This is a genomic window from Nonomuraea sp. ATR24 (assembly GCF_041950485.1).
GTDB lineage: Bacteria > Actinomycetota > Actinomycetes > Streptosporangiales > Streptosporangiaceae > Nonomuraea > Nonomuraea ceibae.
This window is the reverse complement of record NZ_JBGNUU010000004.1, coordinates 185,738-208,250: the sequence shown is the minus strand read 5'-3', so window position 1 is coordinate 208,250 and position 22,513 is coordinate 185,738. Positions and strand designations below refer to the sequence as shown.

20 protein-coding genes are annotated in these 22,513 nt (G+C 70.5%); 16 read left to right on the top strand and 4 right to left on the bottom strand.

The window, feature by feature from the left end; genetic code table 11:
* Positions 1–39 precede the first annotated feature (39 nt).
* The 7 genes from ACBI99_RS11980 to purE are packed head-to-tail and all read left to right on the top strand — an operon-like array spanning position 40 to position 7,938.
* Positions 40–1,026: a DUF917 domain-containing protein gene (locus tag ACBI99_RS11980; protein ID WP_219499763.1), complete on the top strand. Its 987-nt coding sequence runs from the start codon at positions 40–42 to the stop codon at positions 1,024–1,026.
* Positions 1,023–2,357 (top strand): hydantoinase/oxoprolinase N-terminal domain-containing protein, encoded by a 1,335-nt coding sequence (locus ACBI99_RS11975; protein WP_375072306.1) that lies wholly within the window; start codon positions 1,023–1,025, stop codon positions 2,355–2,357. Before ACBI99_RS11980 ends, ACBI99_RS11975 begins: the two co-directional genes overlap by 4 nt.
* Before the next feature lie 23 nt (positions 2,358–2,380).
* Positions 2,381–3,688, top strand: coding sequence for a cytosine permease (locus ACBI99_RS11970; protein WP_357584085.1), 1,308 nt, complete (start codon positions 2,381–2,383; stop codon positions 3,686–3,688).
* Between the two features lie 12 nt (positions 3,689–3,700).
* The gene (locus tag ACBI99_RS11965; RefSeq protein ID WP_375072305.1) at positions 3,701–5,218 is read left to right on the top strand and encodes a hydantoinase/oxoprolinase N-terminal domain-containing protein; all 1,518 of its coding nucleotides are present in this window, start codon (positions 3,701–3,703) and stop codon (positions 5,216–5,218) included.
* Positions 5,211–6,284, top strand: a complete 1,074-nt coding sequence (locus ACBI99_RS11960; RefSeq protein WP_219499750.1) for a DUF917 domain-containing protein — start codon at positions 5,211–5,213, stop codon at positions 6,282–6,284. The genes ACBI99_RS11965 and ACBI99_RS11960 overlap by 8 nt, the downstream gene beginning before the upstream one ends.
* A complete protein-coding gene (locus ACBI99_RS11955; RefSeq protein ID WP_375072304.1) occupies positions 6,281–7,429 on the top strand; it encodes a 5-(carboxyamino)imidazole ribonucleotide synthase in 1,149 nt (382 codons plus the stop codon). The genes ACBI99_RS11960 and ACBI99_RS11955 overlap by 4 nt, the downstream gene beginning before the upstream one ends.
* A complete protein-coding gene (gene purE, locus ACBI99_RS11950; RefSeq protein WP_219499746.1) occupies positions 7,426–7,938 on the top strand; it encodes a 5-(carboxyamino)imidazole ribonucleotide mutase in 513 nt (170 codons plus the stop codon). Before ACBI99_RS11955 ends, purE begins: the two co-directional genes overlap by 4 nt.
* Before the next feature lie 54 nt (positions 7,939–7,992).
* Here purE and ACBI99_RS11945 read toward each other — a convergent pair whose 3' ends face one another.
* Positions 7,993–9,306 carry a UDP-glucose/GDP-mannose dehydrogenase family protein gene (locus tag ACBI99_RS11945; RefSeq protein WP_364173150.1) on the bottom strand — a complete coding sequence of 438 codons (1,314 nt, stop codon included), beginning with the start codon at positions 9,304–9,306 and terminating at the stop codon, positions 7,993–7,995.
* Between the two features lie 126 nt (positions 9,307–9,432).
* On the opposite strand from ACBI99_RS11945, the gene ACBI99_RS11940 reads away from it, so the two are divergent.
* Complete coding sequence (locus ACBI99_RS11940; protein WP_219499742.1) at positions 9,433–10,596, top strand: acyl-CoA dehydrogenase family protein; 1,164 nt, start codon at positions 9,433–9,435, stop codon at positions 10,594–10,596.
* Positions 10,597–10,755: 159 nt separating this feature from the next.
* Here the strand turns inward: ACBI99_RS11940 and ACBI99_RS11935 are convergent, their stop codons facing one another.
* Positions 10,756–10,956 (bottom strand): hypothetical protein, encoded by a 201-nt coding sequence (locus ACBI99_RS11935; RefSeq protein ID WP_375072303.1) that lies wholly within the window; start codon positions 10,954–10,956, stop codon positions 10,756–10,758.
* A 410-nt stretch (positions 10,957–11,366) separates the two neighbouring features.
* Between ACBI99_RS11935 and ACBI99_RS11930 the strand changes: the two genes are divergently transcribed.
* A complete protein-coding gene (locus ACBI99_RS11930) occupies positions 11,367–11,990 on the top strand; it encodes a hypothetical protein (protein WP_375072302.1) in 624 nt (207 codons plus the stop codon).
* 346 nt (positions 11,991–12,336) lie between these two features.
* Positions 12,337–13,404: a hypothetical protein gene (locus ACBI99_RS11925; RefSeq protein ID WP_375072301.1), complete on the top strand. Its 1,068-nt coding sequence runs from the start codon at positions 12,337–12,339 to the stop codon at positions 13,402–13,404.
* 490 nt (positions 13,405–13,894) lie between these two features.
* Here the strand turns inward: ACBI99_RS11925 and ACBI99_RS11920 are convergent, their stop codons facing one another.
* Positions 13,895–15,400, bottom strand: coding sequence for a hypothetical protein (locus ACBI99_RS11920; protein WP_375072300.1), 1,506 nt, complete (start codon positions 15,398–15,400; stop codon positions 13,895–13,897).
* Positions 15,401–16,275: 875 nt separating this feature from the next.
* Between ACBI99_RS11920 and ACBI99_RS11915 the strand changes: the two genes are divergently transcribed.
* The 3 genes from ACBI99_RS11915 to ACBI99_RS11905 all read left to right on the top strand — a co-directional run bounded on the left by ACBI99_RS11915 (position 16,276) and on the right by ACBI99_RS11905 (position 18,311).
* Complete coding sequence (locus ACBI99_RS11915; protein ID WP_375072299.1) at positions 16,276–16,821, top strand: GNAT family N-acetyltransferase; 546 nt, start codon at positions 16,276–16,278, stop codon at positions 16,819–16,821.
* A gap of 238 nt (positions 16,822–17,059) precedes the next feature.
* Positions 17,060–17,617: a hypothetical protein gene (locus tag ACBI99_RS11910; RefSeq protein WP_308125587.1), complete on the top strand. Its 558-nt coding sequence runs from the start codon at positions 17,060–17,062 to the stop codon at positions 17,615–17,617.
* 43 nt (positions 17,618–17,660) lie between these two features.
* A complete protein-coding gene (locus ACBI99_RS11905) occupies positions 17,661–18,311 on the top strand; it encodes an HNH endonuclease family protein (RefSeq protein ID WP_219499737.1) in 651 nt (216 codons plus the stop codon).
* Positions 18,312–18,426: 115 nt separating this feature from the next.
* Here the strand turns inward: ACBI99_RS11905 and ACBI99_RS11900 are convergent, their stop codons facing one another.
* Complete coding sequence (locus ACBI99_RS11900) at positions 18,427–19,092, bottom strand: FadR/GntR family transcriptional regulator (RefSeq protein ID WP_375072298.1); 666 nt, start codon at positions 19,090–19,092, stop codon at positions 18,427–18,429.
* A gap of 67 nt (positions 19,093–19,159) precedes the next feature.
* On the opposite strand from ACBI99_RS11900, the gene ACBI99_RS11895 reads away from it, so the two are divergent.
* From ACBI99_RS11895 to ACBI99_RS11885, 3 genes are read left to right on the top strand one after another with little or no spacing between them, the layout of a single operon-like run.
* Positions 19,160–20,020 carry a dioxygenase gene (locus ACBI99_RS11895; RefSeq protein WP_219499735.1) on the top strand — a complete coding sequence of 287 codons (861 nt, stop codon included), beginning with the start codon at positions 19,160–19,162 and terminating at the stop codon, positions 20,018–20,020.
* Positions 20,017–20,871, top strand: coding sequence for a fumarylacetoacetate hydrolase family protein (locus ACBI99_RS11890; protein WP_219499733.1), 855 nt, complete (start codon positions 20,017–20,019; stop codon positions 20,869–20,871). Before ACBI99_RS11895 ends, ACBI99_RS11890 begins: the two co-directional genes overlap by 4 nt.
* Positions 20,868–22,460 carry an FAD-dependent monooxygenase gene (locus tag ACBI99_RS11885; RefSeq protein ID WP_375072297.1) on the top strand — a complete coding sequence of 531 codons (1,593 nt, stop codon included), beginning with the start codon at positions 20,868–20,870 and terminating at the stop codon, positions 22,458–22,460. Before ACBI99_RS11890 ends, ACBI99_RS11885 begins: the two co-directional genes overlap by 4 nt.
* The last annotated feature ends 53 nt before the right edge of the window (positions 22,461–22,513 follow it).

The following is a 22,513-nucleotide window of genomic DNA, read 5'->3' as shown; positions in this document are numbered from 1 at the left end:
GCACACCACTGCTGACCTGCGATTTCGTACCGTGAACAGGTGGACATCGGAACCGGGCTGCTGCCCGCGTTCGCCAGAGGGTGCGCCGTGCTCGGCTCGGGCGGCGGCGGCCCCGTCGCGATCGCGCGCGCGGCGGCCATGCAGGCGCTGGAGGACCACGGCCCCGTCGCCGTCGTGCGGCCCGGCGACCTCGCCCCGGACACGCTCGTCATGCCCGTCGGCACGGCCGGCTCCTCGGCGGTGATGTCGGAGCGGATCTGCGGCGTTAACGAGCCCGTCCACCTGCGGGCCAAGGTCGAGGAGCTGTTCGGCGCGCCCGTCGGCGCCGTCATGGCCAGCGAGATCGGCGGCGCCAACGGCTGCCTGGCCGTCGCCTGGGCCGCCGTCACCGGGCTGCCGCTGGTCGACGCCGACGGCATGAGCCGCGCCTTCCCCGGCATGGACCAGACGGTCATGGAGCTGCACGGCGTCCCGCCCACGCCCGCCGTGGTGTGCGACGAGCGCGGGCGCACCCTCGTCATCGAGAACGTGACAGGCCGCTGGCTGGAACGGCTGGTCAGGGCCTCGCTGGAGGCGTTCGGCGGCCAGGTCGCCACCAGCGAGTACATCCTGCGCGGCGGCCAGGTCGCCGCCTGCACGGCCGTCGGCTCCGTCACCCGCGCGCTGCGGCTCGGGACCTCCCTCCCCGAGCCGCTCATCACCGGCAAGGTGGCGGAGACGTCCGGGACCATCCTCATCGAGGGCCTGGGCCGCGACCTGGGCCGGCTCGCCAGGATCGAGGCGGGCAGCGAGTTCCACGCGGTCATCGAGGACGGCGCGCCGCTGGCCCTGGTCCCCGACGTGATCGCGCTGCTCGACACCCGCACCGAGGAGGTGCTGCGGGTCGAGCAGATCCGCTACGGCCTGCGCGTCAGCGTCGTCACCGTTCCCTGCGACCCGATCTGGCACACCCCCGCCGGTCTGCGCCTCGCGGGCCCCGCGGCCTTCGGCCTGGCGGGGCTGACCGGCGAGGGGAGGCCGTCATGAGCCCCGGGGTCGAGCGGCGGCAGGTCGGCATGGTGCGGGCCGGGGTGGACGTCGGGCCGACCAACACCGACGCCGCCCTGCTCGACGACGCCGGGCGCGTGCTCGCCACCGTCAAGGTCGCCTCCGTCCCCGACGACCCGGTGGCCTGTGTACGCGCCGCGCTCGGGGCGCTGCCTCCGCACGAGTCCGCCCAGGTCGCGGTGGGCCTGCGCGGCGCGGCCACCGCCGTGACCCGGCGGCGCGGCCTGCGCCGGGTGGCGGTGCTGCGCATCAGCGGCGAGTCCGGCCGCGCCGTACGCCCCCTGTCGGGCTGGCCGGAGGACCTGCGCGCGGCCGTCAGCGCCGGGACGGCCACCGTCGCCGGAGGCGGCGGCCTGGACCGGGAGGACTGGACCCCGCTGGACCGCGACGCCGTGGCCCGCTTCGCCGCCTCGGCGGCGGGCGCCGCCGAGGCCGTCGCCGTCACTGGGCTGTTCTCCCCGCTGGACGGCCGCCAGGAGCGGGAGGCCGCCGAGATCATCCGGGCCGAGGCCGGCGACCTGCCGATCTCGCTCTCCGCCGAGCTCGGCTCGATCGGCCTGCTGGAACGCGAGAACGCCACCGTGCTGGACGCCGCCCTCTCGGGCTTCGCCGGAGCCGTCGCCGAAGGGCTGGCCGAGGCGCTGTCGGGCCTGTGCCCCGGCGCGGCGGTGTTCGTGACGCGCGGCGACGGCACGCTGATGAGCCTGGAGCACCTGGCCAGGCATCCCGGGCTGAGCCTGGGCAGCGGCCCCGCCAGCGTGCTGCGCGGCGCGGGCGTGCTCGCCGGCCTGCATGACGCCGTGGTCGCCGACGTGGGCGCGGCCCGCGTCCGCGTCGGCGTGCTGGCCGGCGGCTTCCCCGAGGAGGCGGTGCGCGGGGCCGGGATCGGCGGCGTGCCCGTGGGCCTGCGCATCCCCGGCCTGATCCGGGTGCCGCGCCCGATCGACCCCGCCGAGCTGGCCGAGGCCGTCGACCGGCTGCAGCCCGGCCCGGCGCGGCTCCCGCTCGTCGTGGTCGGCGGCGGCGCGCACGCCGTCCCCGGCGGCCTGCACCCCGCGCACGGGTTGTGCGCCGGCGCCATCGGCGCGGCCGTCAGCCCCGTCGGCGGCCAGTACGAGCGGATCGTCCGGCTGCCCGGCGCCGCCGCGCGTGAGGCCGTCGCCGAGGAGGCCAGGGCCGCCGCCGTGCGCGCCGGGGCCGACCCGCGCGACGTGGCGCTGGTCGAGGTGGCCGAGACCCCGCTCGACTACCTGCCCGGCTCCTTCGTCAGGCTCCGCGCCCGCGCGGCCGGCCGCCCCTCGCATCTGTGAACCCCCCTGAGAAAGGCGAGCACGTGACCACCGACTCCGACTATCCCCTTGAGCGGGTGCCGCAGAGCGCGCGGTACCCGTGGTTCAACGTGGCCGTGCAGCGGTTCGGCCAGCTCTCCGACCTGACGCAGTTCCTGCTCGGCGCGACCCTCGGCGCCGGCCTGTCGTTCTGGGGGGCGTTCTGGGCGTTCACCCTCGGGTCGGTCATCCTGGAGGTCGTCTGCATCTTCGTCGGCATCGCCGGCATGCGCGAGGGCCTGTCGACGTCCATGCTGGCCCGGTGGACCGGCTTCGGCCGCTACGGGTCCACGCTGATCGGGATCGTCATCACGCTGAGCCTGTTCGGCTGGTTCGGCGTGCAGACCGCGGTGTTCGCGGCCGGGCTGCACTCGATCATGTCGTGGCTGCCGCTGTGGGCGTGGTCGCTGATCGCCGGGATCGGCGTGACGCTGCTGGTCATCCGCGGGTTCAAGGCCATGGGGATGACCGCGTTCATCACCGTGCCGGCGTTCCTCGGGCTGGCCGGGTGGGCGATGTGGGTGGAGATCTCCCGCCACGACCTGGGCACGCTGGTGGCCTCGCCGCCGTTCGGCGAGCCCATCAGCATCGCCACCGGCGCCACCATCGTGGCCGGCTCGTACATCGTCGGCGCCGTCACCACGCCCGACATGACCAGGTTCAACCGCAACACCGGCGACGTGGTCAAGCAGACGCTCGTCGGCATCTCGCTCGGCGAGTACGTGCTCGGCCTCGCGGGCGTGCTGCTGGCCTACGCGGTCAAGACGTCGGACGTGATCGCGATCATCACGGCGTCGTCCGGCGTGGTCGGCGTCATCGTGCTCATCTCCGCCACCGTCAAGATCAACAACTGGAACCTGTACTCCTCCACGCTCGGCCTGCTCAACGCCGTCGAGACCACGACCGGCGTGCGGCTGAACCGGGTCACGGTCACGATCGGCGTCGGCGTCCTCGGCAGCGTGCTCGCCGCCCTCGGCATCCTGGAGCGGTTCACCGACTTCCTGCTGATCCTCGGCGTCGTCACGCCGCCGATCGCCGGGATCATGGTCGCCGAGTACTTCGTGGTGCGCCGCTGGCGGCCGGTGCTCGACGCCTCACGCGCCGCCGGGCGGCTGCCCGACACCGAGCCCGCCTGGGTGCCCGCCACGCTCGTCATCTGGGCTGCCGCCGCCCTGTTCGGCTGGCTCAGCGAGCACTACCAGTGGATCGGCATCCCCGCGCTCAACTCCCTCCTGCTCGCCGGACTGGCCTACGTCGTCGCCGGCCGGCTCGGCCTGGTCCGCGCCAGCCGTGAACAGCCCGTCCTCGCCTAGAAAGTCCCGTACATGCGCATCGGCATCGACGTCGGCGGCACCAACACCGACGCCGCCCTCATCGGCGACGGCGGCCAGGTGCTCGCCACCGTCAAGTCCCCCACCACCGAAGACGTCACCGGCGGCGTCGCCGCGGCCATCGCCGGGCTCGGCGCCACCGAGGCGTCGGCCGTGATGATCGGCACCACCCACTTCGTCAACGCCCTCATCGAGGCCGCCCGGCTGGAGCCCGTCGCCGCCGTCCGGCTCGGCCTGCCCGCCACGGCCGCGCTCCCGCCCCTGGTCGACTGGCCCGACCGGCTGCGCGAGGCCGTCGAGGGCGCCGTCTACCTGTGCCACGGCGGCCACGAGTACGACGGCACGCCCATCTCCGCCCTCGACCCCGGCGAGCTCCGGCGGGTCGCCGCCGACATCCGGGCCCGCGGCCTGCGGACGGTCGCGATCTCCTCGGTGTTCTCCCCGGTCAGCGCCGACTCCGAGCGCCAGGCCGCCGACATCCTGGCCGCCGAGCTGGGCCCCGAGGTCCACCTGTCGCTGTCCCACGAGATCGGCAGGGTCGGCCTGCTGGCCAGGGAGAACGCCACCATCGTGAACGCCGCCCTGCGCCCGCTCGCCGGCCGTACGGTCGCGGCGTTCGCCGAGGCGCTGGCGGTGGCGGGCATCCGGGCGCCGCTGTTCCTGTCGCAGAACGACGGCACGCTCATGGACGTGGACCACGCCCGCCGCTACCCGGTGGCCACGTTCGCCTCCGGGCCGACGAACTCCATGCGCGGAGCCGCGTACCTCTCGGGGCTGACCGACTGCGCGGTCGTCGACATCGGCGGCACCACCACGGACGTCGGCATCCTGAACGGCGGCTTCCCGCGCGAGGCCGCGGGCGAGGCGCTGGTCGCCGAGGTGCGCACCAACTTCCGCATCCCGGACGTGCTGTCCATCGGCATCGGCGGCGGCTCGATCGTCGCCCCCGACGGCAGCGTGGGCCCGCGCAGCGTCGGCTACCGGCTCACCGCCGAGGCGCTGGTGTTCGGCGGCGGCACGCTGACCGCGACCGACCTGGCCGTGGCCGCCGGGCAGGCCGTCGTCGGCGACCCCGCCCGCGTCACCGGCGTGGACCACGAACGCCCGCTGAAGATCATCGCCGAGCGCGTCGCCGAAGCGGTGGACCGCATGCGCACCAGCGCCGCCCCGCTGCCCGTCGTCCTCGTGGGCGGCGGCAGCATCCTCGTCGGCGAGCTGCCCGGCTTCGCCGACGTGCGCCGCCCCGACCACTACGAGGTGGCCAACGCCGTCGGCGCGGCCATCGCCCAGGTCGGCGGCGAGGTCGACCGGGTGTTCTCGGGCCCGCGCGAGAGCGTGCTGGCCGAGGCCAAGAACGAGGCGGTCGCGCGGGCCGAGCGCGCCGGGGCACGCGCGGGCAGCGTGCGGATCGTGGACGTGGAAGAGCTGCCGCTCGCCTACCTGCCGGGTGACGCCACCCGGGTCAGGATCAAGGCCGTCGGCGACCTGGACCTGGAGAAGATCGATGCGTGAGATCGGGATCGACCGGCTCGACGACCTGGCGCGCGGCGCCGGCATCCTCGGCACCGGCGGCGGCGGCGACCCGTACGTGGGCAAGCTGCTGGCCCGCGAGGCCATCCGCAGGCACGGCCCGGTGACCGTGTACGACATCGACGAGGTGCCCGCCGACGCCACCGTCGTCGCCGTGTCCGGGATGGGCGCGCCGACCGTGCTGCTGGAGAAGCTGCCCGCCGGCACCGAGGAGCTGACCGCGCTGCGCGCACTCGAAGCCGTGCTCGGCCGCCCCGCCACGCACATCGTGCCCATCGAGATCGGCGGCGTGAACTCGATGATCCCCATCGCGGCCGCCGCCCAGGCCGGGCTGCCGCTCGTCGACGGTGACGCGATGGGCCGGGCCTTCCCCGAGGCCCAGATGGTGCTGCCCACCCTCATGGGCGTGCCCAACACGCCGATGGCCGTCGCCGACGACAAGGGCAACACGCTCGTCGTCGACACCGTGTCCAACCAGTGGGCCGAACGCATCACCCGGGCCGCCTGCGTGCAGATGGGCTGCCAGGTCTCCTGCGCCGACACCGTGCTGCGCGGCGACCAGCTCCGCGACGGCCTGGTCCCCGCCACGCTGACGCTCGCCGAGAACCTCGGCAAGGCCGTGCGGCGGGCCCGCGCCGCCAACGCCGACCCGGTGCGCGCCGCCCTGGACGTGCTCGGCGGCGTCAAGCTGTTCACCGGCAAGGTCGTCGACGTCGAACGCCGCACCACCGGCGGCTTCGCCCGGGGCAACGCCCGACTGGAGGGCACGGGCACGCTGGAGCTCAGCTTCCAGAACGAGCACCTGCTCGCCCGCCGCGACGGCGAGATCGTGGCGACCACCCCGGACCTGATCTGCGTCCTCGACACCGACTCCGGCGAGCCCGTCACGACCGAGGCCATGCGCTACGGGCTGCGCGTCACCGTCATCGCCGCGCCGTGCGACCCGCGCTGGGCCTCGCCCGCCGGGCTGGAGCTCGCGGGGCCCCGCTACTTCGGCTACGACTGCGACTACCTGCCCCTTCGGGGTAGGTATGCTCAAGTCACGTGAACGCATACAGTCCCATCGGCCCCGTGGTCGGCATCGTCGGCGCGGGACAGCTCGCCAGGATGACCCAGCAGGCCGCCATCGCGCTCGGGGTGGAGCTCCGGGTGCTGGCCAACGCCCCCGGAGAGAGCGCCGCCCGGGTCATCGTCGACACCCGCATCGGCGACTACCGTGACCTGGCCGACCTGCGGGAGTTCGGCAAGGGCTGCGACGCGATCACGTTCGACCACGAGCACGTGCCCACCGAGCACATCCGGGCGCTGGCCGCCGGCGGCCTCCAGGTCCACCCCGGCGCCGACGCGCTCGTCCACGCCCAGGACAAGGCCGTCATGCGCGAGCGGCTGACCGCCATCGGCGCGCCCTGCCCGGCGTGGGCCCGCGTGTCCGACGCCGCCGAGGCCGTCGCGTTCGCCCAGGAGCACGGGTGGCCGTTCGTGCTCAAGGCGATCCGGGGCGGCTACGACGGGCGCGGTGTGTGGGTGTGCCGCACCGAGGCCGACGTGACCGAGGCGTTCGCGGCCGGGGTGCCGCTGATGGCCGAGGCGTTCGTCCCGTTCGAGCGGGAGCTGGCCGTGCTCGTCGCCCGCTCCCCGCACGGGCAGGGCGTCAGCTACCCGGTCGTCGAGACCGTGCAGCAGGACGGCATCTGCGTCGAGGTGCTCGCCCCCGCCCCCGGGCTCGACCCGGAGGAGGCCGCCCAGGCGCAGCGGGTCGCGCTCAACATCGCCCACGAGCTCGGCGTGACCGGGCTGCTGGCCGTCGAGATGTTCCGGACGGCCGGCGGGCTGGTCGTCAACGAGCTGGCCATGCGGCCGCACAACAGCGGCCACTGGACCATCGAGGGCGCCCGCACGTCGCAGTTCGAGCAGCACCTGCGGGCGGTGCTCGACCTGCCGCTCGGCTCGCCGTCGATGACCGCGCCCGTGGTCGTGATGGCCAACCTGCTCGGCGGCGACGACCCCGACCTGTTCAAGCGGTACGAGCACGTCATGGCGCACGACCCCGGCGTGAAGGTGCACTTCTACGGCAAGGAAGTGCGTCCCGGGCGCAAGATCGGGCACGTCACGGTGACGGGCGACGACCTCGACTCCTGCCGCGCCCGCGCCCGCCACGCCGCCGTCCACCTCACCACCGGGGAGTACGCATGATCGGCATCGTCATGGGAAGCGACTCCGACTGGCCGGTGATGAAGCTGGCCGCGGAGGCCGTCGCCGAGTTCGGGGTGCCGTTCGAGGCCGACGTCGTGTCGGCCCACCGGATGCCCGCGGAGATGATCGACTACGGCACGCAGGCGGCGTCCCGCGGCATCCAGGTGATCATCGCCGGGGCCGGCGGGGCCGCCCACCTGCCCGGCATGCTCGCCTCCGTGACGCCGCTGCCCGTCATCGGGGTGCCGGTGCCGCTGAAGTACCTCGACGGGATGGACTCGCTGCTGTCCATCGTGCAGATGCCCGCCGGGGTGCCCGTCGCCACCGTGGCGGTAGGCGGCGCCCGCAACGCCGGGCTGCTGGCCGTACGCATCCTGGCCGCCTCCGACGCGGGGCTGCGGGAGCGGATGGTGACCTTCCAGGAGACGCTGAAGGAGCAGGCGCACGCCAAGGGCGCGCGGCTGCGCGCCGAGGCGGCGTCGCTCGCAGAGACGCGGCCGCTCTCGTAGGGGCCGCGTCACACCACGTACCCGGCGCGCTGCGTGAGTGGCGCGCCGGAGGTCTCAGGGGCGGCCGAGAGCCCGGTAGTGCCAGCCCGCCGAGCGCCACGCCTCGGCGTTGAGCGCGTTGCGCCCGTCGACGATCCTGCGCGTGGCCACGACCGAGCCGAGCTCCTCCGGGTCGAGGGCCACGAACTCGTCCCACTCGGTCAGCAGCAGCACGACGTGCGCCCCGCGCACCGCCTCCACCGCCGACGCGCCGTAGTTGAGCTCCGGGTGCGCCTTGCGCGCGTTGTCCAGCGCGATCGGGTCGTAGACCGTGACCTGGCCGCCCTGGTGCCCGATCGTCACGGCGACGTCCAGCGCCGGTGAGTCGCGGATGTCGTCGGAGTTCGGCTTGAAGGCCGCGCCGAGCACGCCCACCGTGCAGCCCCGGAACGAGCCGCCGGCCAGCTCCCTGGCCAGGTCCACCATCCGCGCCCGGCGGCGCATGTTGATCGCGTCGACCTCGCGCAGGAACGTCAGCGCCTGGTCCGCGCCCAGCTCGCCGGCCCGCGCCATGAACGCCCTGATGTCCTTGGGCAGGCAGCCGCCGCCGAAGCCGAGCCCCGGGTTGAGGTAGCGCCCGCCGATGCGGTCGTCGTACGACAGGGCCAGCGAGAGCTGCTGCACGTCGGCGTGGGCGGCCTCGCACACCTCGGCCATCGCGTTGATGAAGGAGATCTTGGTGGCCAGGAAGGAGTTGGCCGCCGTCTTGACGAGCTCGGCCGTGGGGAAGTCGGTGACGACCATCGGCACCTCGCCCAGCGGCTCGTACACCTCGCGCAGCATCTTCTCGGCCCGCTCGCTGCGTACGCCGATCACGATCCGGTCGGGGTGGAGCGTGTCCTGGACCGCGAAGCCCTCGCGCAGGAACTCGGGGTTCCAGGCGAGCTCGGCCTGGGTCCCGGCCGGGGCCAGCATGGCGAGCTTGTCGGCCAGCCGTCCCGCGGTGCCCACCGGCACGGTCGACTTGCCGACCACCAGGCACTCACGGTCGAGGTAGGGGGCCAGCGACTCGATCGCGGCGTCCGTGTAGGACACGTCGGCGGCGTACTCGCCGCGTTTCTGCGGGGTGCCGACGCACACGAAGTGCACGTCGCCGAAAGCGCCCACCTCCTCGTAGGAGGTGGTGAACCGAAGCCGGCCGGATTCGAGCCCCCGGCGCAGCACCGGCTCCAGGCCGGGCTCGTGGATCGGGAGCTCACCGTTGTTGAGACGGCGGATCTTGTCGGCGTCGATGTCGAGGCCGAGGACGTCGTATCCGAGATCAGCCATGCAGGCCGCATGGGTGATGCCCAGGTAACCGGTCCCGATCACCGTGAGGCGATATGGCACGAGTGAACTCCTTTCGATCGCCGTGGCATGCTACCGGCTCTTGGCTACCCCCTTCGTGCCACCTGGGCATACCCCGCAAACCGTACCGACTGGTAACAAGATGCTCGGACGTCCTAGTATCTCTGTATGGACTTTCCTCTGTACGCGCCCGCCGAAGAGCACGACATGCTCAGGGACACGGTCAGGGCCCTCGCCGACGAGAAGATCGCCCCGCGTGCCGCCGAGGCGGACGAGAACGAGGAGTTCCCCTGGGACGTCTACAAAGCCCTGGTCGCCGCCGACCTGCACGCCGTCCACGTACCTGAGTCCTACGGCGGAGCCGGGGCCGACGCCCTCGCCGCGGTCATCGTCATCGAGGAGGTCGCCCGCGCGTGCGCCTCCTCCTCGCTGATCCCCGCCGTCAACAAGCTCGGCACCGTCCCGCTGCTGCTGTCGGCGTCGGAGGAGCTGAAGTCCGCATACCTCCGCCCCGTCGCCACCGGCGAGGCGATGTTCTCGTACGCGCTCTCCGAGCCGGAAGCCGGATCCGACGCCGCCGCCATGAAGACCCGCGCCGTCAAGGACGGTGACCACTACGTCCTCAACGGCACCAAGATGTGGATCACCAACGCCGGCGTGTCCGAGTACTACACCGTCATGGCCGTGACCGACCCGTCCGCCGGGGCGCGCGGAATCTCCGCCTTCGTCGTGGAAAAGTCCGACGAAGGCGTCTCCTTCGGCCCCAAGGAGCGCAAGCTCGGCATCAAGGCGTCACCCACCCGCCAGGTCATCCTCGAGAACGTCCGCATCCCCGAATCCCGCATGATCGGCGAACCCGGAACCGGCTTCAAGACCGCCCTGGCCACCCTCGACCACACGCGCGTCACCATCGCCGCCCAGGCGCTCGGCATCGCCCAGGGAGCCCTCGACTACGCCGTGGGCTACGTCAAGGAGCGCAAGCAGTTCGGCCGGCCCGTGGCGGACTTCCAGGGGCTGCAGTTCATGCTGGCCGACATGGCGATGAAGCTGGAGGCCGCCCGGCAGCTCACCTACCACGCGGCGGCCAAGTCCGAGCTCGCCATGCACGGCAAGCCGCAGAAGGACCTCACGTTCCTGTCCAGCGCCGCCAAGTGCGCGGCCTCGGACGCCGCCATGGAGATCACCACCGACGCGGTGCAGATGCTGGGCGGGTACGGGTACACGAAGGACTTCCCGGTGGAACGCATGATGCGCGACGCCAAGATCACGCAGATCTACGAGGGCACCAACCAGATCCAGCGCATGGTCATGGCCAGGCAGCTCCTCAAGTAGGCCCTGAACTGGGATACCCCCGCCTGCGTGAAGCTGCAAGCGAGGGTGTCTCAGTTCTGGCGCGCTGCCAAAAGGATCACTGTTCCGTACCCGTTCCGTGGGTTAGGAAGCGGGCAGAGTGGTTTCCTGTCGGCCATCCATGTGTGACGTGACCGCGGCCTACCGCTTGAGCACCGCATGTATGGCAGCAGTGGCTGCGATCCATAGTCCTGTGCATCCGCCGGCAGCCTTCGCGCCGAAGATGATGGCTTCGACGACCGCGTCCCCGTTGCCCAGGGCAAGCAGGGAACCGGCAACGCCGATCAAGAGTGAGAGCAGGGCGCCCACGATGGCCCACCAGATGAGGTTTGCCTTGCTCACGCCTCATTCCCCTCTTGGGTGATGGCCCAGCATTTGCTGCCTCTGGGCGCTATGCGGAATTTCATGAGAGTACGAGTAGCAGAGCGTAAGCCGGACGCACTCAACGTTGATCAAACCCGGATGTGGACGAGTCCTCTCCGGACGCCCAGGCCGATGCTCCGGATGCGAGCGGACGTATCCGGAAGCATCGGGGCGATTAGATCAACTCGGGTATGTCGGGCGCGGCGTGGTGAACCTCTACGAGCCTGACCTGTGGGACCATAGTTACTTCTCGGGCTCGAGGGTGGAGTGCACCTTCCTCCGTCTCGGCCTAACCCCTTCCGCCCGCAATGGGCACACGATCCTGAACAGGTTGGATCATGAATGGAGCCAGCCCAGGCGGTACCCGCCTAGCGTTGCTTGCGACGCGGATGAGAAAGCTGTACTACGTCGAAGCGGGTCAGCCGTCGTATCAGATGCTCTCCAGGGAAGCTGAACGCGTCATCGCCGAGGCGGATGAGGAAGACGGTGACTGGCTCCGACATCTCCCGCGAGCCACCGCTTGTGACCTCATCAGTGGGAAGTCCAAGAGGACTCCCGACTGGTTGCTTGTCCGCATGCTGGTGGTTGTGTGCCACCGCATCGCCGTCAAGTCGAATCTCGACATTGCTCCCCAAGAGTCCCTGGTGAGGGAGTTCGGTCAGCTCTGGCGGGCCGCGAAGGCGGAGGAGGAGGGCGACTTATCCGCGTCGCAGCTTTACGTCGCGATGCACGGTAGCGGCGGGGAACCCGCGGGCGCCCCGATCGCGGATGACGTCTTGGAGCCGGCTCCTGGAGAAGGCCCTTCGCGGAGGACCTCACCGCTTGATGAACGCATACCAGGCAGTTGGGGGCGTTTGGGTAGCCGACGACTCAAGCAGGCTGAAGATGGAGATGCTCAGGCTGCCTACGAGTTGGCTGTCCTGTTGGCATGCGAGGCCGTCGGGCTGGAATGTAGCGGCACCGATCCGGAGGAGGTGGCGTACTGGCGGGACAAGGACCTTTGTGGTCGTTGAGAGGTGAACCAGGTCCCATGGGCGAGCGCGACAAAGGCAGGGACGACGGTCGATCCTGGCAATAGCAGCGCCGTACGGCGCAGTCCACAGGAAGGCTCACCCCCGCAGAGCATGACGAAGCCCGGTGAAGCGTTCCGCCTAATCTCTGGAGGTTCTCCATGTCCGATATGGCCGGCCGCCTAGGGTGGACCGCGATGGTCCTCGCCCTTCCGGTGACCGTGGTCACCATCGGCGTTGTCCTGGTAGCTGTGGCTGCCCTGATGGCTCGGACGCCCGCGACCAGGCGCCACTACCTCAGTGTCCTACGGCACCTGACGCAGTACGTGACCACCCTTCGGAGCAAGCGATGAATGCGCCCCCTGCCATGTCCCGGGAGACAGCGCGCATTACTCACGTCACCAGCTTGCGAGGTGCCTCTGACGGTGGTACCCGCCCGCTGGCCGATGTCGTCCGCAGCAACCTAGAACATCTGTGGCAGCACGGCGGCGAGAAGGGAAGTACGCGGGCGGGGCGCCGACCCGAATGGATTTACATCCGGCCGGCCTTCATGGTGGTCTTACCCGGAGACAACCGCGATCCAGCCCTTCCCCGCCTGGTCAAGTCGAAGGGAGTGCAACTCCGACTGGAACTGCTGTTGCTCTTCGACGCTCAATGCCGGCACACGCTTGGCGAGCAGGTCCGCAACGTCCGGCACATCACGCCGCACGCGGACGAGAAGTATGCATCCTGGCGCCAGCTCATGCTGACCGCAACCGACCCCACCCGGGGCACTGGCCGCGGCCCGGGAGACCTGCGGGCCCGGCAGCTCACCGAAGCGCTGCGCGCTTTGGAGGAGCACCGCTTGCTGATCATCCCCCGCGATCCCGGCGGTCGGCGACGCCGCTACAACGATCTCCAGTTGCTGTCCGAAGGCAGCACTCCTGAGGAGTACCCCCGCTACACCGTGCCCGATCGAGGCATCCCCTTACCCCGGAAATTCTTCACCAACCTATGGGTCTTTGCACTGACTGACACCGAACTGGCAACATTCCTGCTGCTGTCGTTCCTGCGTTCCAGTTTTCCTCAGCGGCACGCCGAAGACGGGATATTCCTCACCGCCGAGATGCGCAAGGAAATTTTCAGAATCACCCGTACTACCTGGCGGAGCGCCGACATGCTTCACCGATTTCGGCTCATCGATCGGATGCCGGACTCGCGGCGGAATTTTCGCACTGGCAAGGTAGGAGGCTACGAGACTCGGTGGGCGAACCGTGAGGTTGCGCCAGCTCATTTCAAGATCAATGATGAAGGGCTAGAGCAGTCCGCACTTGAGGTAATCCATCAGGTCCTCACCGCCCCGACCATACGCGACCAAGTACGTCGGGAAGGATGGGAGGGCCTGCTACCTCCTCTCGGACAGAAGCCCACAAGTTGAACCAAGCCGAGTTTGGCGGATGCTCTGATGAGCCCGGGGCATGTACGGGATGACCATGTGGGCTGCTCAGGCCGAGGGGACGGCCGCTCCTCCTAGCCTAAGTTTCGATTAGCTGATGCGGTGACGGTTGCCTACCTCGGCGGTCGCCATTCGTGGCGGCTAACGTGACGACTACGCTGGCGGAAGCGTCCTCTGCTGACCGATCTCGCTACGGTTTTGCTAACGCCCGGCCTGGACGGCCTGGTATATGTACGGACTCGAACTGTGCGATCAACGCGCGTGACCAGCGCCTCGAGGCGTCTCTGAATGATAGCGGACAAGCTGGAATTGGCTACGGCTCAGAACGTTAGGGATTCGACTCCTATTGACCGCGCTCCAGGTAAAGGGCCAAGCGGCATCGTCCCGAGGGCCTTTTGTGGGCTATACAGGCCTCTGAACGAGCTTGAGGTCAGAATTCGACAGGCTGCCGATGGGCGGGCCTGATGTGGTGCTAGAAGCCGAGCTGCCAGCGGATGCTGAGGCGGGTCCGCTCATGGAAGGGGTCGTCGGGACCCTTCTCCGGAGGTTTCACGTTCTCCGGACGGAGGTTCACGTGAGAGAGGTTCTCGACAGGTGTCTCGTCCATTAGACCGTTAATCAGTTCCAACACAAGAGGGAGCAGTCTCTCCAGCAGCGTTCCCGGGTCTACATGGGGTCGATCTGGAAGCGCGTGGCTCATGCCCCATAGCTTCTCGCCACCCAAGGCTCTCATAGCGGCGCGGATCTCAGCCATCTGCGCTTTGGGAAGGCCCAGGAGGGTTTGGAGCGGTTCGGCTCCCTTGCGGAAGCTGAGCGCTTGCAGCGCGGAGCCATGCACCGAGTTGCGCAGGTGCTTGAGGATTGTCAGCACGTGCTGACCCGGGCTGTCGTTGGTCACAAGGGAGGCCAGCTTGGGACATGCCTTCTTGAGTTCCCTTTGCCAGTTCTTCTGATGCCATGCGGCGGTGTGTAGCTTGTCCGAGGCCATGGCCAAGACTGTGTGCGCTACTCGTGCGGCTGCATCCAGAGCGCCCATCAGTAGGAGGAGGACTGTGTCCAGACTGGCCAGTGCCGCGTCTGCCGTGTCGTTGTTCTGGGGTTGGTTGAGCGCCCTGTGTACATCGTCCCGTGCCTGGAGCGCACGTTCTACTCGCTGGAGAACGGAGCCACCCAGGTAGGACAGTACATCGTCGCCAGTACCGAAGGAATGCTGAACGCAGGCGTAGAACCAGCGCCATGCCGATGGCACCAGTTCGCGCGTGCCTACCCAGAAGAACAAACCGCGGTTCATTTGGCAGGTCCCCGTGCCGTCTGGAGATCTCCAATAGAGGTGCTCATGCTGTGATCGCAGAAAGAGCCCTACAAGCGCGAGGCACTCATCCACGTCGCAGATGGTGAGGCCCGAGTTCCTCGCCCATTTGCTTTCGGTCACGTAGGGGCGATGGGTGACGAAGATGTCCGCACCGATGACCTCGGCCACGCTCACAGCAAGGGCGTCGGCTTCTCTTTTCTCGGCCGCCTCCTCGGGAGGGAGTTGTCGGTAGGCCTTCGCCTGCGTGTGTGAGCGGGCCACCTCGGCCGCGTTGCCTACGACGGCGCCGTAGTGGATCTGGTGCTCGTTCGCGTAGGAGACGGGCTGAGCGAAGCCGTCCTCATCGCGTTTTCCCAGGACAGCCCAGTCCTTGAGACCAGTCCAGAGTTCCATGCTCACGCGGGTCGCTTCGGCAGGTGGACCCTCGTCCGCATACCAATAGCGGGCTATGTAGGGGTGTGTGAGGAGCCCCTTTAAAATCAAAGATCGATTCCACTCGGGAGGATTATCGAGTGCAAGGGTGTCCGCATCCACGAGAACGGTCAGCTTCCGCAGGGGTGGCCGCTCCTGGAATAGCGCCCCAGCGGCCGAAAGGCGGTCCACGGGTTCCGGCCACTCTGGGCTGCGCCGCGAAGAGGAGCGTGGCATCTCCATCCTGGGGATCATGCTTGTGACGGTAGCCGACTGTTTAGATCTGCAAGGACGTTTTAGCCGCGCTGACGGCGATCGGGCCGCCGGCTCTGGGTTTGAGTCGCTTGCCGAGAAGGAGTTCTGCGATCCGCAGGTCGCCGACTGCCGACACGGATCATGTTGAGGTGTAGTCCTGAGGATGATGTGAGCGGCTTCTACGCGGGTACGGTCGCTTCCAGTGCGTGCCCTTCCCCGTTCCGTCACTGTTCCGTGGGGGCGCCAGAATCAATGAGAGACGACGAGAACCAGCCCCAGCCGTAATCCCTTGTCAGCCTCCTGATCGTCGGGATTCCCCAGTTGGTTGCGCGGGGCGTCGGAGATCACCCAGATCTACGAGGGCACCAACCAGATCCAGCGCATGGTCATGGCCAGGCAACTCCTCAAGTAGGCGCCCAAAGGCAGGGCCTTCGCCGGCGAGGCGCTTCGCGCCGACGAGCTCAGGCGTGCATATTGGGGGGCACAGCCCCCCAAACCCCAGACCGCCGATGCGTCACGCGGGGCGGTCCCTCTTGGCGTTCGCCCGTGCCGTGGAATCAGGTACGCGTGCTTGTGAGGTCCCAAGCGCGGGTTGCGTCTTCTCGGCGGACTCGCGCTGGTGGCCGGCCATGTAGGCATCCAGGTGCGCATCGGCGGCGGCCTGCCGCTGGGGGTCGGCCAGTTCGGGGTACAGCCGGTGCGCTTCCGCCTTGGCCTCACGCCAGTTGCGTCCTGGGCTCATCGCTTGTCCTTCCTCGTGCCGGCGCGACATCAGAAGCGTGGCGGATTCCGAGCTGCTCTCGCAGCATTTGAGGAGCCATCACTACGACTGGCCCGAACGTTCTGGCTGCGTGGTGCTGGTTTAGGTTGGGCGGGTGGGGACTTATGGGGATCTGCCGGCTGAGCTGGTGACCGAGCGGTTGCGGTTGCGGGCCTGGGTGCCGTCGGATGCCGAGGGCTACCACGGGTTGTGGCTGGAGCGGGATCCCCGGGTGCCGTCGGCGCGGCGGGTCGACGACGAGGGGCGGCCGACGGTCGAGGACCTTCGCGGCCGGATCGTGGACGATCCGCGGGGAGCGGAGCCCGGGCTCGGGTTGTTCCCGGTCGAGCTGCGGGACACCGGGGAGTTCATCGGGTACTGCGGGCTGATCGTCGGCCAGGCGTCCTTCGACGAACCCGAGATCGCGTACGAGCTGGCGCGGCGGGCGCACGGTCATGGGTACGCGACGGAAGCCGCCCGTGCGGTCCTGGAGGCGGCGGTCCGGACGGGGCGGCGACGGCTCTGGGCGACCGTGCGGGAGTGGAACGCGCCCTCGTTCCGCGTCCTTGAGAAGCTCGGGTTCCACCCCAGTGGCCGCGTCACCGAGGACGCCGAGCACGGCGACTCGATCTGGATGACGCGCGCACTCGACCCGAGGTAGCGGCGCGAGCGTCTCCAGAAGCCCCTATCGGCGGCCCGCCACGCGGACGGCCAGGCCCAGAGCTCGGCTCCGGTCGCGCCCGGACTGAACGGGAGCGCCCGGGGCGACATGACAGATGTCATGTCGAGGCGTGACATCCCCATGCGCTCACCTGCGGTTCCGGCACTACTGACACCTGTGCGGCTCCTCCAGAGTGGTCCTCATGGATACCCCCACTCCGTACCGACGGAGCTCACCCGTGAACGGCGCCCCGAAGTGGATCTCCTGGCTGTTGCGGCGCTGGCCGACGGCGCTGGCGCTGGCGGCGACAGCGCTGACGTTCGGCGGGTCGTCGTCCGGCGACGGCGTCGCCGGTCTCGCTCACGCCCTCATGCTCCTCCCGCTGCTCTACCTGGTGGTGGCCAAGCTGCGACGGCGCGCGGCGACCTGGCCCGGGCTGGGGATCGGCATCGTCGGCGTCGTCGGCCTGCGGGCGCTGGACGTGATCCAGCCCGCGGCCGTCATCACCGCGATCGCGCTGGTCGTGCTGGTGTGGGGCGCGGTGGACGGGCAGCTCCGGCGCGACGGGACGTTCCGCGTCCAGGCGCTGGGCATGCTGGTGTTCGGCGGGCTGGCGCTGGCCGGGCTCGCGGTCGACCCGGATCTGGGCCGCTACCTCGTGGCCGCCGGCTGGTTCTTCCACGGGGTCTGGGACTTCGTCCACCTGAAGATGGACAAGGTCGTGGCCCGCTCTTTCGCCGAGTGGTGCGGGGTGGTGGACGTGGCCATCGCGGCCCAGCTCGTCCTGATGTTGTGACCGGGCGGAATAGCGCCGCCCCAAGCGGGGGATGCCACGGGGCATGGGTCGAACCTTGATCATCCTGCGGCGGGCGGCGTGCGTCGCCACGCTCGCCCTCCTGTTCCTCCCGGCCGTCGCCGCCCTCCCGGCGTCGGCCGAGCCCCGTAAGCGCTCGACCGCCGAGGCGTCGGCCCGGCGGATGCTGGCCCAGCTCAAGGTCGCCCGGCCGTTATCCATCCGCGGCTACAGCCGCAAGCGGTTCCAGCCCCGGTGGGCGCACCACAAGGGCACGTGCAGCGTACGGGAGACGGTCCTGGCCCGTGACGGGCGCCGCGTCCGCCGCAACGCCGCCTGCCACCCCGTCAAGGGCCGCTGGTACAGCCCGTACGACGGCAAGTGGCTCAAGAGCGAGAAGTACGTGGACGTCGACCACGTCGTGCCGCTCTCCTACGCCTGGCGCTCCGGGGCCAAGCGGTGGAGCCAGGCCAAGCGCCGCGCCTTCGCCAACGACCTGCGCCGCCCCGAACTGCTCACGGTCAGCCACTCCTCCAACATCGCCAAGGGCGGCCAGGGCCCGCAGAGCTGGCGCCCGCCGCGGCGCGCGTACTGGTGCCGGTACGCGACCTCGTGGATCACCGTGAAGCGGCACTACCGGCTCTTCGTGACCCGCAACGAGCGCACGGCCCTGCTCAACATGCTCCGCACCTGCTGAGGCGCACGAAGATACAGAAGTACAGTTCTCAGAACTGTACTTCTGTGTGTGAGAGGGGCGGGCTCCGGCTTCACGGATGAGCTCGGCGGGCCCGCCGGGCCTACGACGCGGCGGGTCAGGGGCCGCGGTGGCGGGTTACGGCGGCGGCGGTGCGGTCGACGTCGCCGGCCGCGATCGCCTCGACCAGCTCGGCGTGGATCTCGGCCCGTTCGTCCAGGTAGCCGGCGGGGTGGGTGGCCCCGGCTCCGGTGGACAGGTCGGCGATGCACCGCGTCATGCTCTGGTAGACGGCCTTGGCCAGCGGGTTCGGGCTGATCTGGGCGATGCGCTCGTGCAGGGCCCAGTTGGCGCGCAGGAAGCGTTCGGCGTCGCCTGTCGACTTCCTGAGCCGCGCCACGAGCCGGCGCAGCGCCGTGACGTCGGCGGACGTGCGGTGGCGGGCGGCGTCGGCGGCGATCAGGGGCTCCAGCGACTCGCGTACGGCGATCGCGTCGGCCACGGTGGTGGGCTCGCGGCGGACGGTGAGCAGGGTGTGCCGGAGCCGGACGACGGGGTTGGGTTCGGCGACGAACAGGCCGCCGCCCCGGCCGGGGCGGATGTGGACGCTGCCTCGGTCGCTGAGGAGGCGCACCGCCTCGCTGATGGTGGCGCGGCCGAACCCGGAGCGGTCGCGGAACTCCTCCATGGTGCCGATCAGGTCACCGGGCCCGAGACCCCGTTCGGTGATCATGGCTTCGATGTCGGCGGCGAGGGCTTCGGCCCGCGTCAATGGGGAAACCACCGGACAAAAGTAGCAGATCGCGCTACGCTCCAGCGTTGACAAACCTTCGAAAGGTACGGGTGTTTTGATGCCGAGCGATCCGTTACTCCAGCAGGTGCTGAACGGCGTCGACGGGACCGACGATCGGGTCAACGAGATCGTCTCGTCGCTGATCTCCCACCTGCACGCCTTCGTCGCCGAGGTGCGCCCCACCGAGCGGGAGTGGCTCGCCGGGCTGGACTTCCTGGCCGAGACCGGGCAGCGGTGGTGCGGGCCGCACCGCAACGAGTTCATCCTGCTGTCGGACATGCTGGGTCTGACCACCGCCGTCGACGACGTGAACCACGCCGGCCCCGAGGGCATGACGCCCTCCTCGGTGCAGGGCCCGTTCCACTCGCCGGCCCCGGCGCGCGAGCTCGGCGACTGGATCGCCACCGGCCCGGAGCGCGAGCGCGGCACCCCGGCCGTGGTGCACGGCCGGGTGCTCGGCACCGACGGCACGCCCGTGCCGGGCGCGCTCGTGGACGTCTGGCAGGCCGATGACGCCGGCCTGTACGACAGCCAGGACGAGGAGCAGGAGCTGGGCAACCTGCGCGCCCTGCTGACCGCCGGCCCCGACGGCGGCTACTGGTTCCGCACGATCCGGCCCAGCAGCTACCCGGTGCCGGTCGACGGCACCGCGGGCCGGCTGCTCCGGGCGATCGGACGGCACCCGATGCGCCCCGCGCACGTGCACCTCCAGGTGTCGGCGCCCGGCTACCGGACGCTGACCACGCACGTGTTCCTGGCGGGCGACCCGTACCTCGACTCCGACGCCGCCTACGCGGTCAAGCCCGAGCTGGTCCGTGAGCCGGTGCGGCGGGAGGGCCCGGACGAGCGGTGGGGGATGGACACGCCGTTCGAGGAGCTGGAGTTCGACGTGCGGCTGGTGCGCGAGGAGGCGCGGTGAAACTCGTTGGAGTGATCATCAACGGGCGGCCGTGGGTGGCCCGCCTGGACGGCGACCTGGACAAGGGCCTCGACGGCGCCGAGGTGCGGCCGATCGCCGAGGTGGACGCGTTCTGGGCCGACACCGCGCGCTCGCTCGCCGCCGAGCCCGGCGCGCCCGTGGCCGCTGGTGAGGTGGAGCTCGTCCCGCCGGTGCCTGCCGGTGCCCGGGTCATCTGCGTCGGGCTGAACTACCGGGCCCACGCCGCCGAGGGCGCGTTCGCCGTACCGGAGCATCCGACGCTGTTCGGGCGCTGGACCGCGTCGCTGAGCGTCGGCGGGGTGCCCGCGCCGGTGCCCGCCGACGAGGCCGGGCTCGACTGGGAGGGCGAGATCGCCGCGTACGTCGGCGCGCCCCTGCGCGAGGCCGACGCCGACACCGCGCGGGCCGCGGTCCTCGGCTACTCGGCCTTCAACGACCTCACCGCCCGGCGCGCCCAGAAGCTGACCACGCAGTGGACGCTCGGCAAGAACGGCGACCGCACCGGCCCGCTCGGCCCGCTGGTCACCGCCGACGAGGTCGGCGACCTGCGTGACGGGCTGCGGCTGCGCACCCGCGTCAACGGCACGCTGGTGCAGGACGGCAACACCAAGGACATGATCTTCGAGGTGGGCGAGGTGCTGTCGCTGATCAGCCGCACCCTCACCCTCCACCCCGGCGACGTGCTCGCGACCGGCACCCCCGAGGGCGTCGGTTACGTACGCACGCCGCCCTGGCTGCTCGGCCCCGGCGACGTCGTCGAGGTCGACGTCGAGCGCCTGGGGGTCCTGCGCACGCCCATCGTCGGCTCCTCAGCGAAGGACACCCCGTGACGGAAACCGAGGTCGTCATCGCGGGCGGCGGGCTCGTCGGCCTGACGCTCGCCCACGAGCTGGGCTCGCGCGGCATCGGCTGCGTGCTCGTGGAGCCGCGTACGGAGGCCGGGAACGGCTCGCCGCGCTGCAAGCAGATCAACCCGAGGTCGATGGAGACCTTCCGCAGGCTCGGCGTGGCGGCGGACATCCGGGACAACGCGCGGCTGCCGTTCGGCTGGGCGGACTCGGCGGTGTTCTGCGCCAGCCTGACCGGGCACCGCATCGAGCGCTTCGACGGCATCTTCGGCCTGACGGACGTGCGGCGCGACGAGCTGGCCGAGCCGGCCCAGTGGTGCGGGCAGAACCGGGTGGAGGAGGCGCTGCGCGCCACCCTGGCCCGCCGCCCCACGGTCGAGGCCCGCTGGGGCCGCAGCGTGACCCGGGTCGAGCAGGACGCGGGCGGCGTCACCGCCGAGACCGTCGACGAGCACGGCCGCCGCGAGCTGGTCCGGGGCCGCTACCTGGTCGGCGCCGACGGCGGGCGCGGCGTCGTCCGGGGCGAGCTGGGCATCCGGCTGTCCGGCGAGACCCACGCCGTGCGCAACGTGCAGGCGGTCTTCCACGCGCCGGGGCTGACCGAGGCGCACCCGCACGGTCCCGCCGTGCAGTACTGGGTGGTCAATCCCGAGGTCAGCGGCCTGATGGGCCCGCTCGACACCGAGGGCGCCTGGTGGGCGATCATCATCGGCGCCCCGGAGGACCCGGACCCGGCGTGGGTGGAGCGGGCGCTGCACACGATGATCGGCCGCGAGCATCCCGTGGACGTGCGCCTTCTCGACCCGTGGACGGCCCGCATGCTGGTGGCCGACCGCTACCGGGAGGGCCGCTGCTTCCTGGCCGGTGACGCCGCCCACCTCAACCCGCCGTGGGGCGGCTTCGGCGCCAACACCGGCATCGGCGACGCCGTCGACCTCGGCTGGAAGCTGGCCGCCGAGCTGCGCGGCTGGGCCGGAGCCGGGCTGCTCGACAGCTACGAGGCCGAGCGCCGCCCGATGGCCGAGCGCACGATCGCCGAGGCCGCCGCGAACATGCGCGTCCTCACCGGCGAGCTGGCCAGGCCCGGCCTCGACGACGACTCCGACGAGGGCGCGCAGGCCAGGCTCAAGGCCGCTGAGCTCATCAGGCAGACCAAGGCCAACGAGACGTACACGCTCGGTTTCGTGCTCGGCGCCCGCTACGCGGGCTCGCCGCTGATCGCCGCCGACGACGGGCCCGCCCCCGTGTCGAGCACGTCCGTCTACCGCCCGTCCGGCGCGCCAGGCTCGCGGCTGCCGCACTTCTGGCAGGCCCGCGACCGGTCGCTGTACGACGCGCTCGGTCCCGGTTTCACGCTGCTGGAGATCGCCACCGACCCTGCGGACGCCGCCTGGGAGGAGGCCGCCGCCGCGCGCGGCATCCCCTTCACCCGCCACCACCTGCACCGCCCCGACCTCCTGGAGCTGTACGGCGCCCGCTATGTCCTGGTCCGGCCGGATCACCACATCGCCTGGCGCGGAGACGCCCCTTCCGACCCCGGAACCCTCCTGGATCACGCCCGAGGTTCCTGAGAGAGGTTAGATCGTCTTCGCCCGGGATAAAGGAACGCCCGACAACCGGCATG

What these genes read in the sequence shown, in the direction of transcription:
- ACBI99_RS11925 (WP_375072301.1), top strand. Translation starts at nt 12,337, where the DNA reads ATGAATGCGCCCCCTGCCATGTCCCGGGAGACAGCGCGCATTACTCAC.
- ACBI99_RS11930 (WP_375072302.1), top strand. Translation starts at nt 11,367, where the DNA reads ATGAGAAAGCTGTACTACGTCGAAGCGGGTCAGCCGTCGTATCAGATG.
- ACBI99_RS11965 (WP_375072305.1), top strand. Translation starts at nt 3,701, where the DNA reads ATGCGCATCGGCATCGACGTCGGCGGCACCAACACCGACGCCGCCCTC.
- ACBI99_RS11920 (WP_375072300.1), bottom strand. Translation starts at nt 15,400, where the DNA reads ATGATCCCCAGGATGGAGATGCCACGCTCCTCTTCGCGGCGCAGCCCA.
- ACBI99_RS11895 (WP_219499735.1), top strand. Translation starts at nt 19,160, where the DNA reads ATGCCGAGCGATCCGTTACTCCAGCAGGTGCTGAACGGCGTCGACGGG.
- ACBI99_RS11940 (WP_219499742.1), top strand. Translation starts at nt 9,433, where the DNA reads ATGGACTTTCCTCTGTACGCGCCCGCCGAAGAGCACGACATGCTCAGG.
- ACBI99_RS11960 (WP_219499750.1), top strand. Translation starts at nt 5,211, where the DNA reads ATGCGTGAGATCGGGATCGACCGGCTCGACGACCTGGCGCGCGGCGCC.
- purE (WP_219499746.1), top strand. Translation starts at nt 7,426, where the DNA reads ATGATCGGCATCGTCATGGGAAGCGACTCCGACTGGCCGGTGATGAAG.
- ACBI99_RS11975 (WP_375072306.1), top strand. Translation starts at nt 1,023, where the DNA reads ATGAGCCCCGGGGTCGAGCGGCGGCAGGTCGGCATGGTGCGGGCCGGG.
- ACBI99_RS11905 (WP_219499737.1), top strand. Translation starts at nt 17,661, where the DNA reads ATGGGTCGAACCTTGATCATCCTGCGGCGGGCGGCGTGCGTCGCCACG.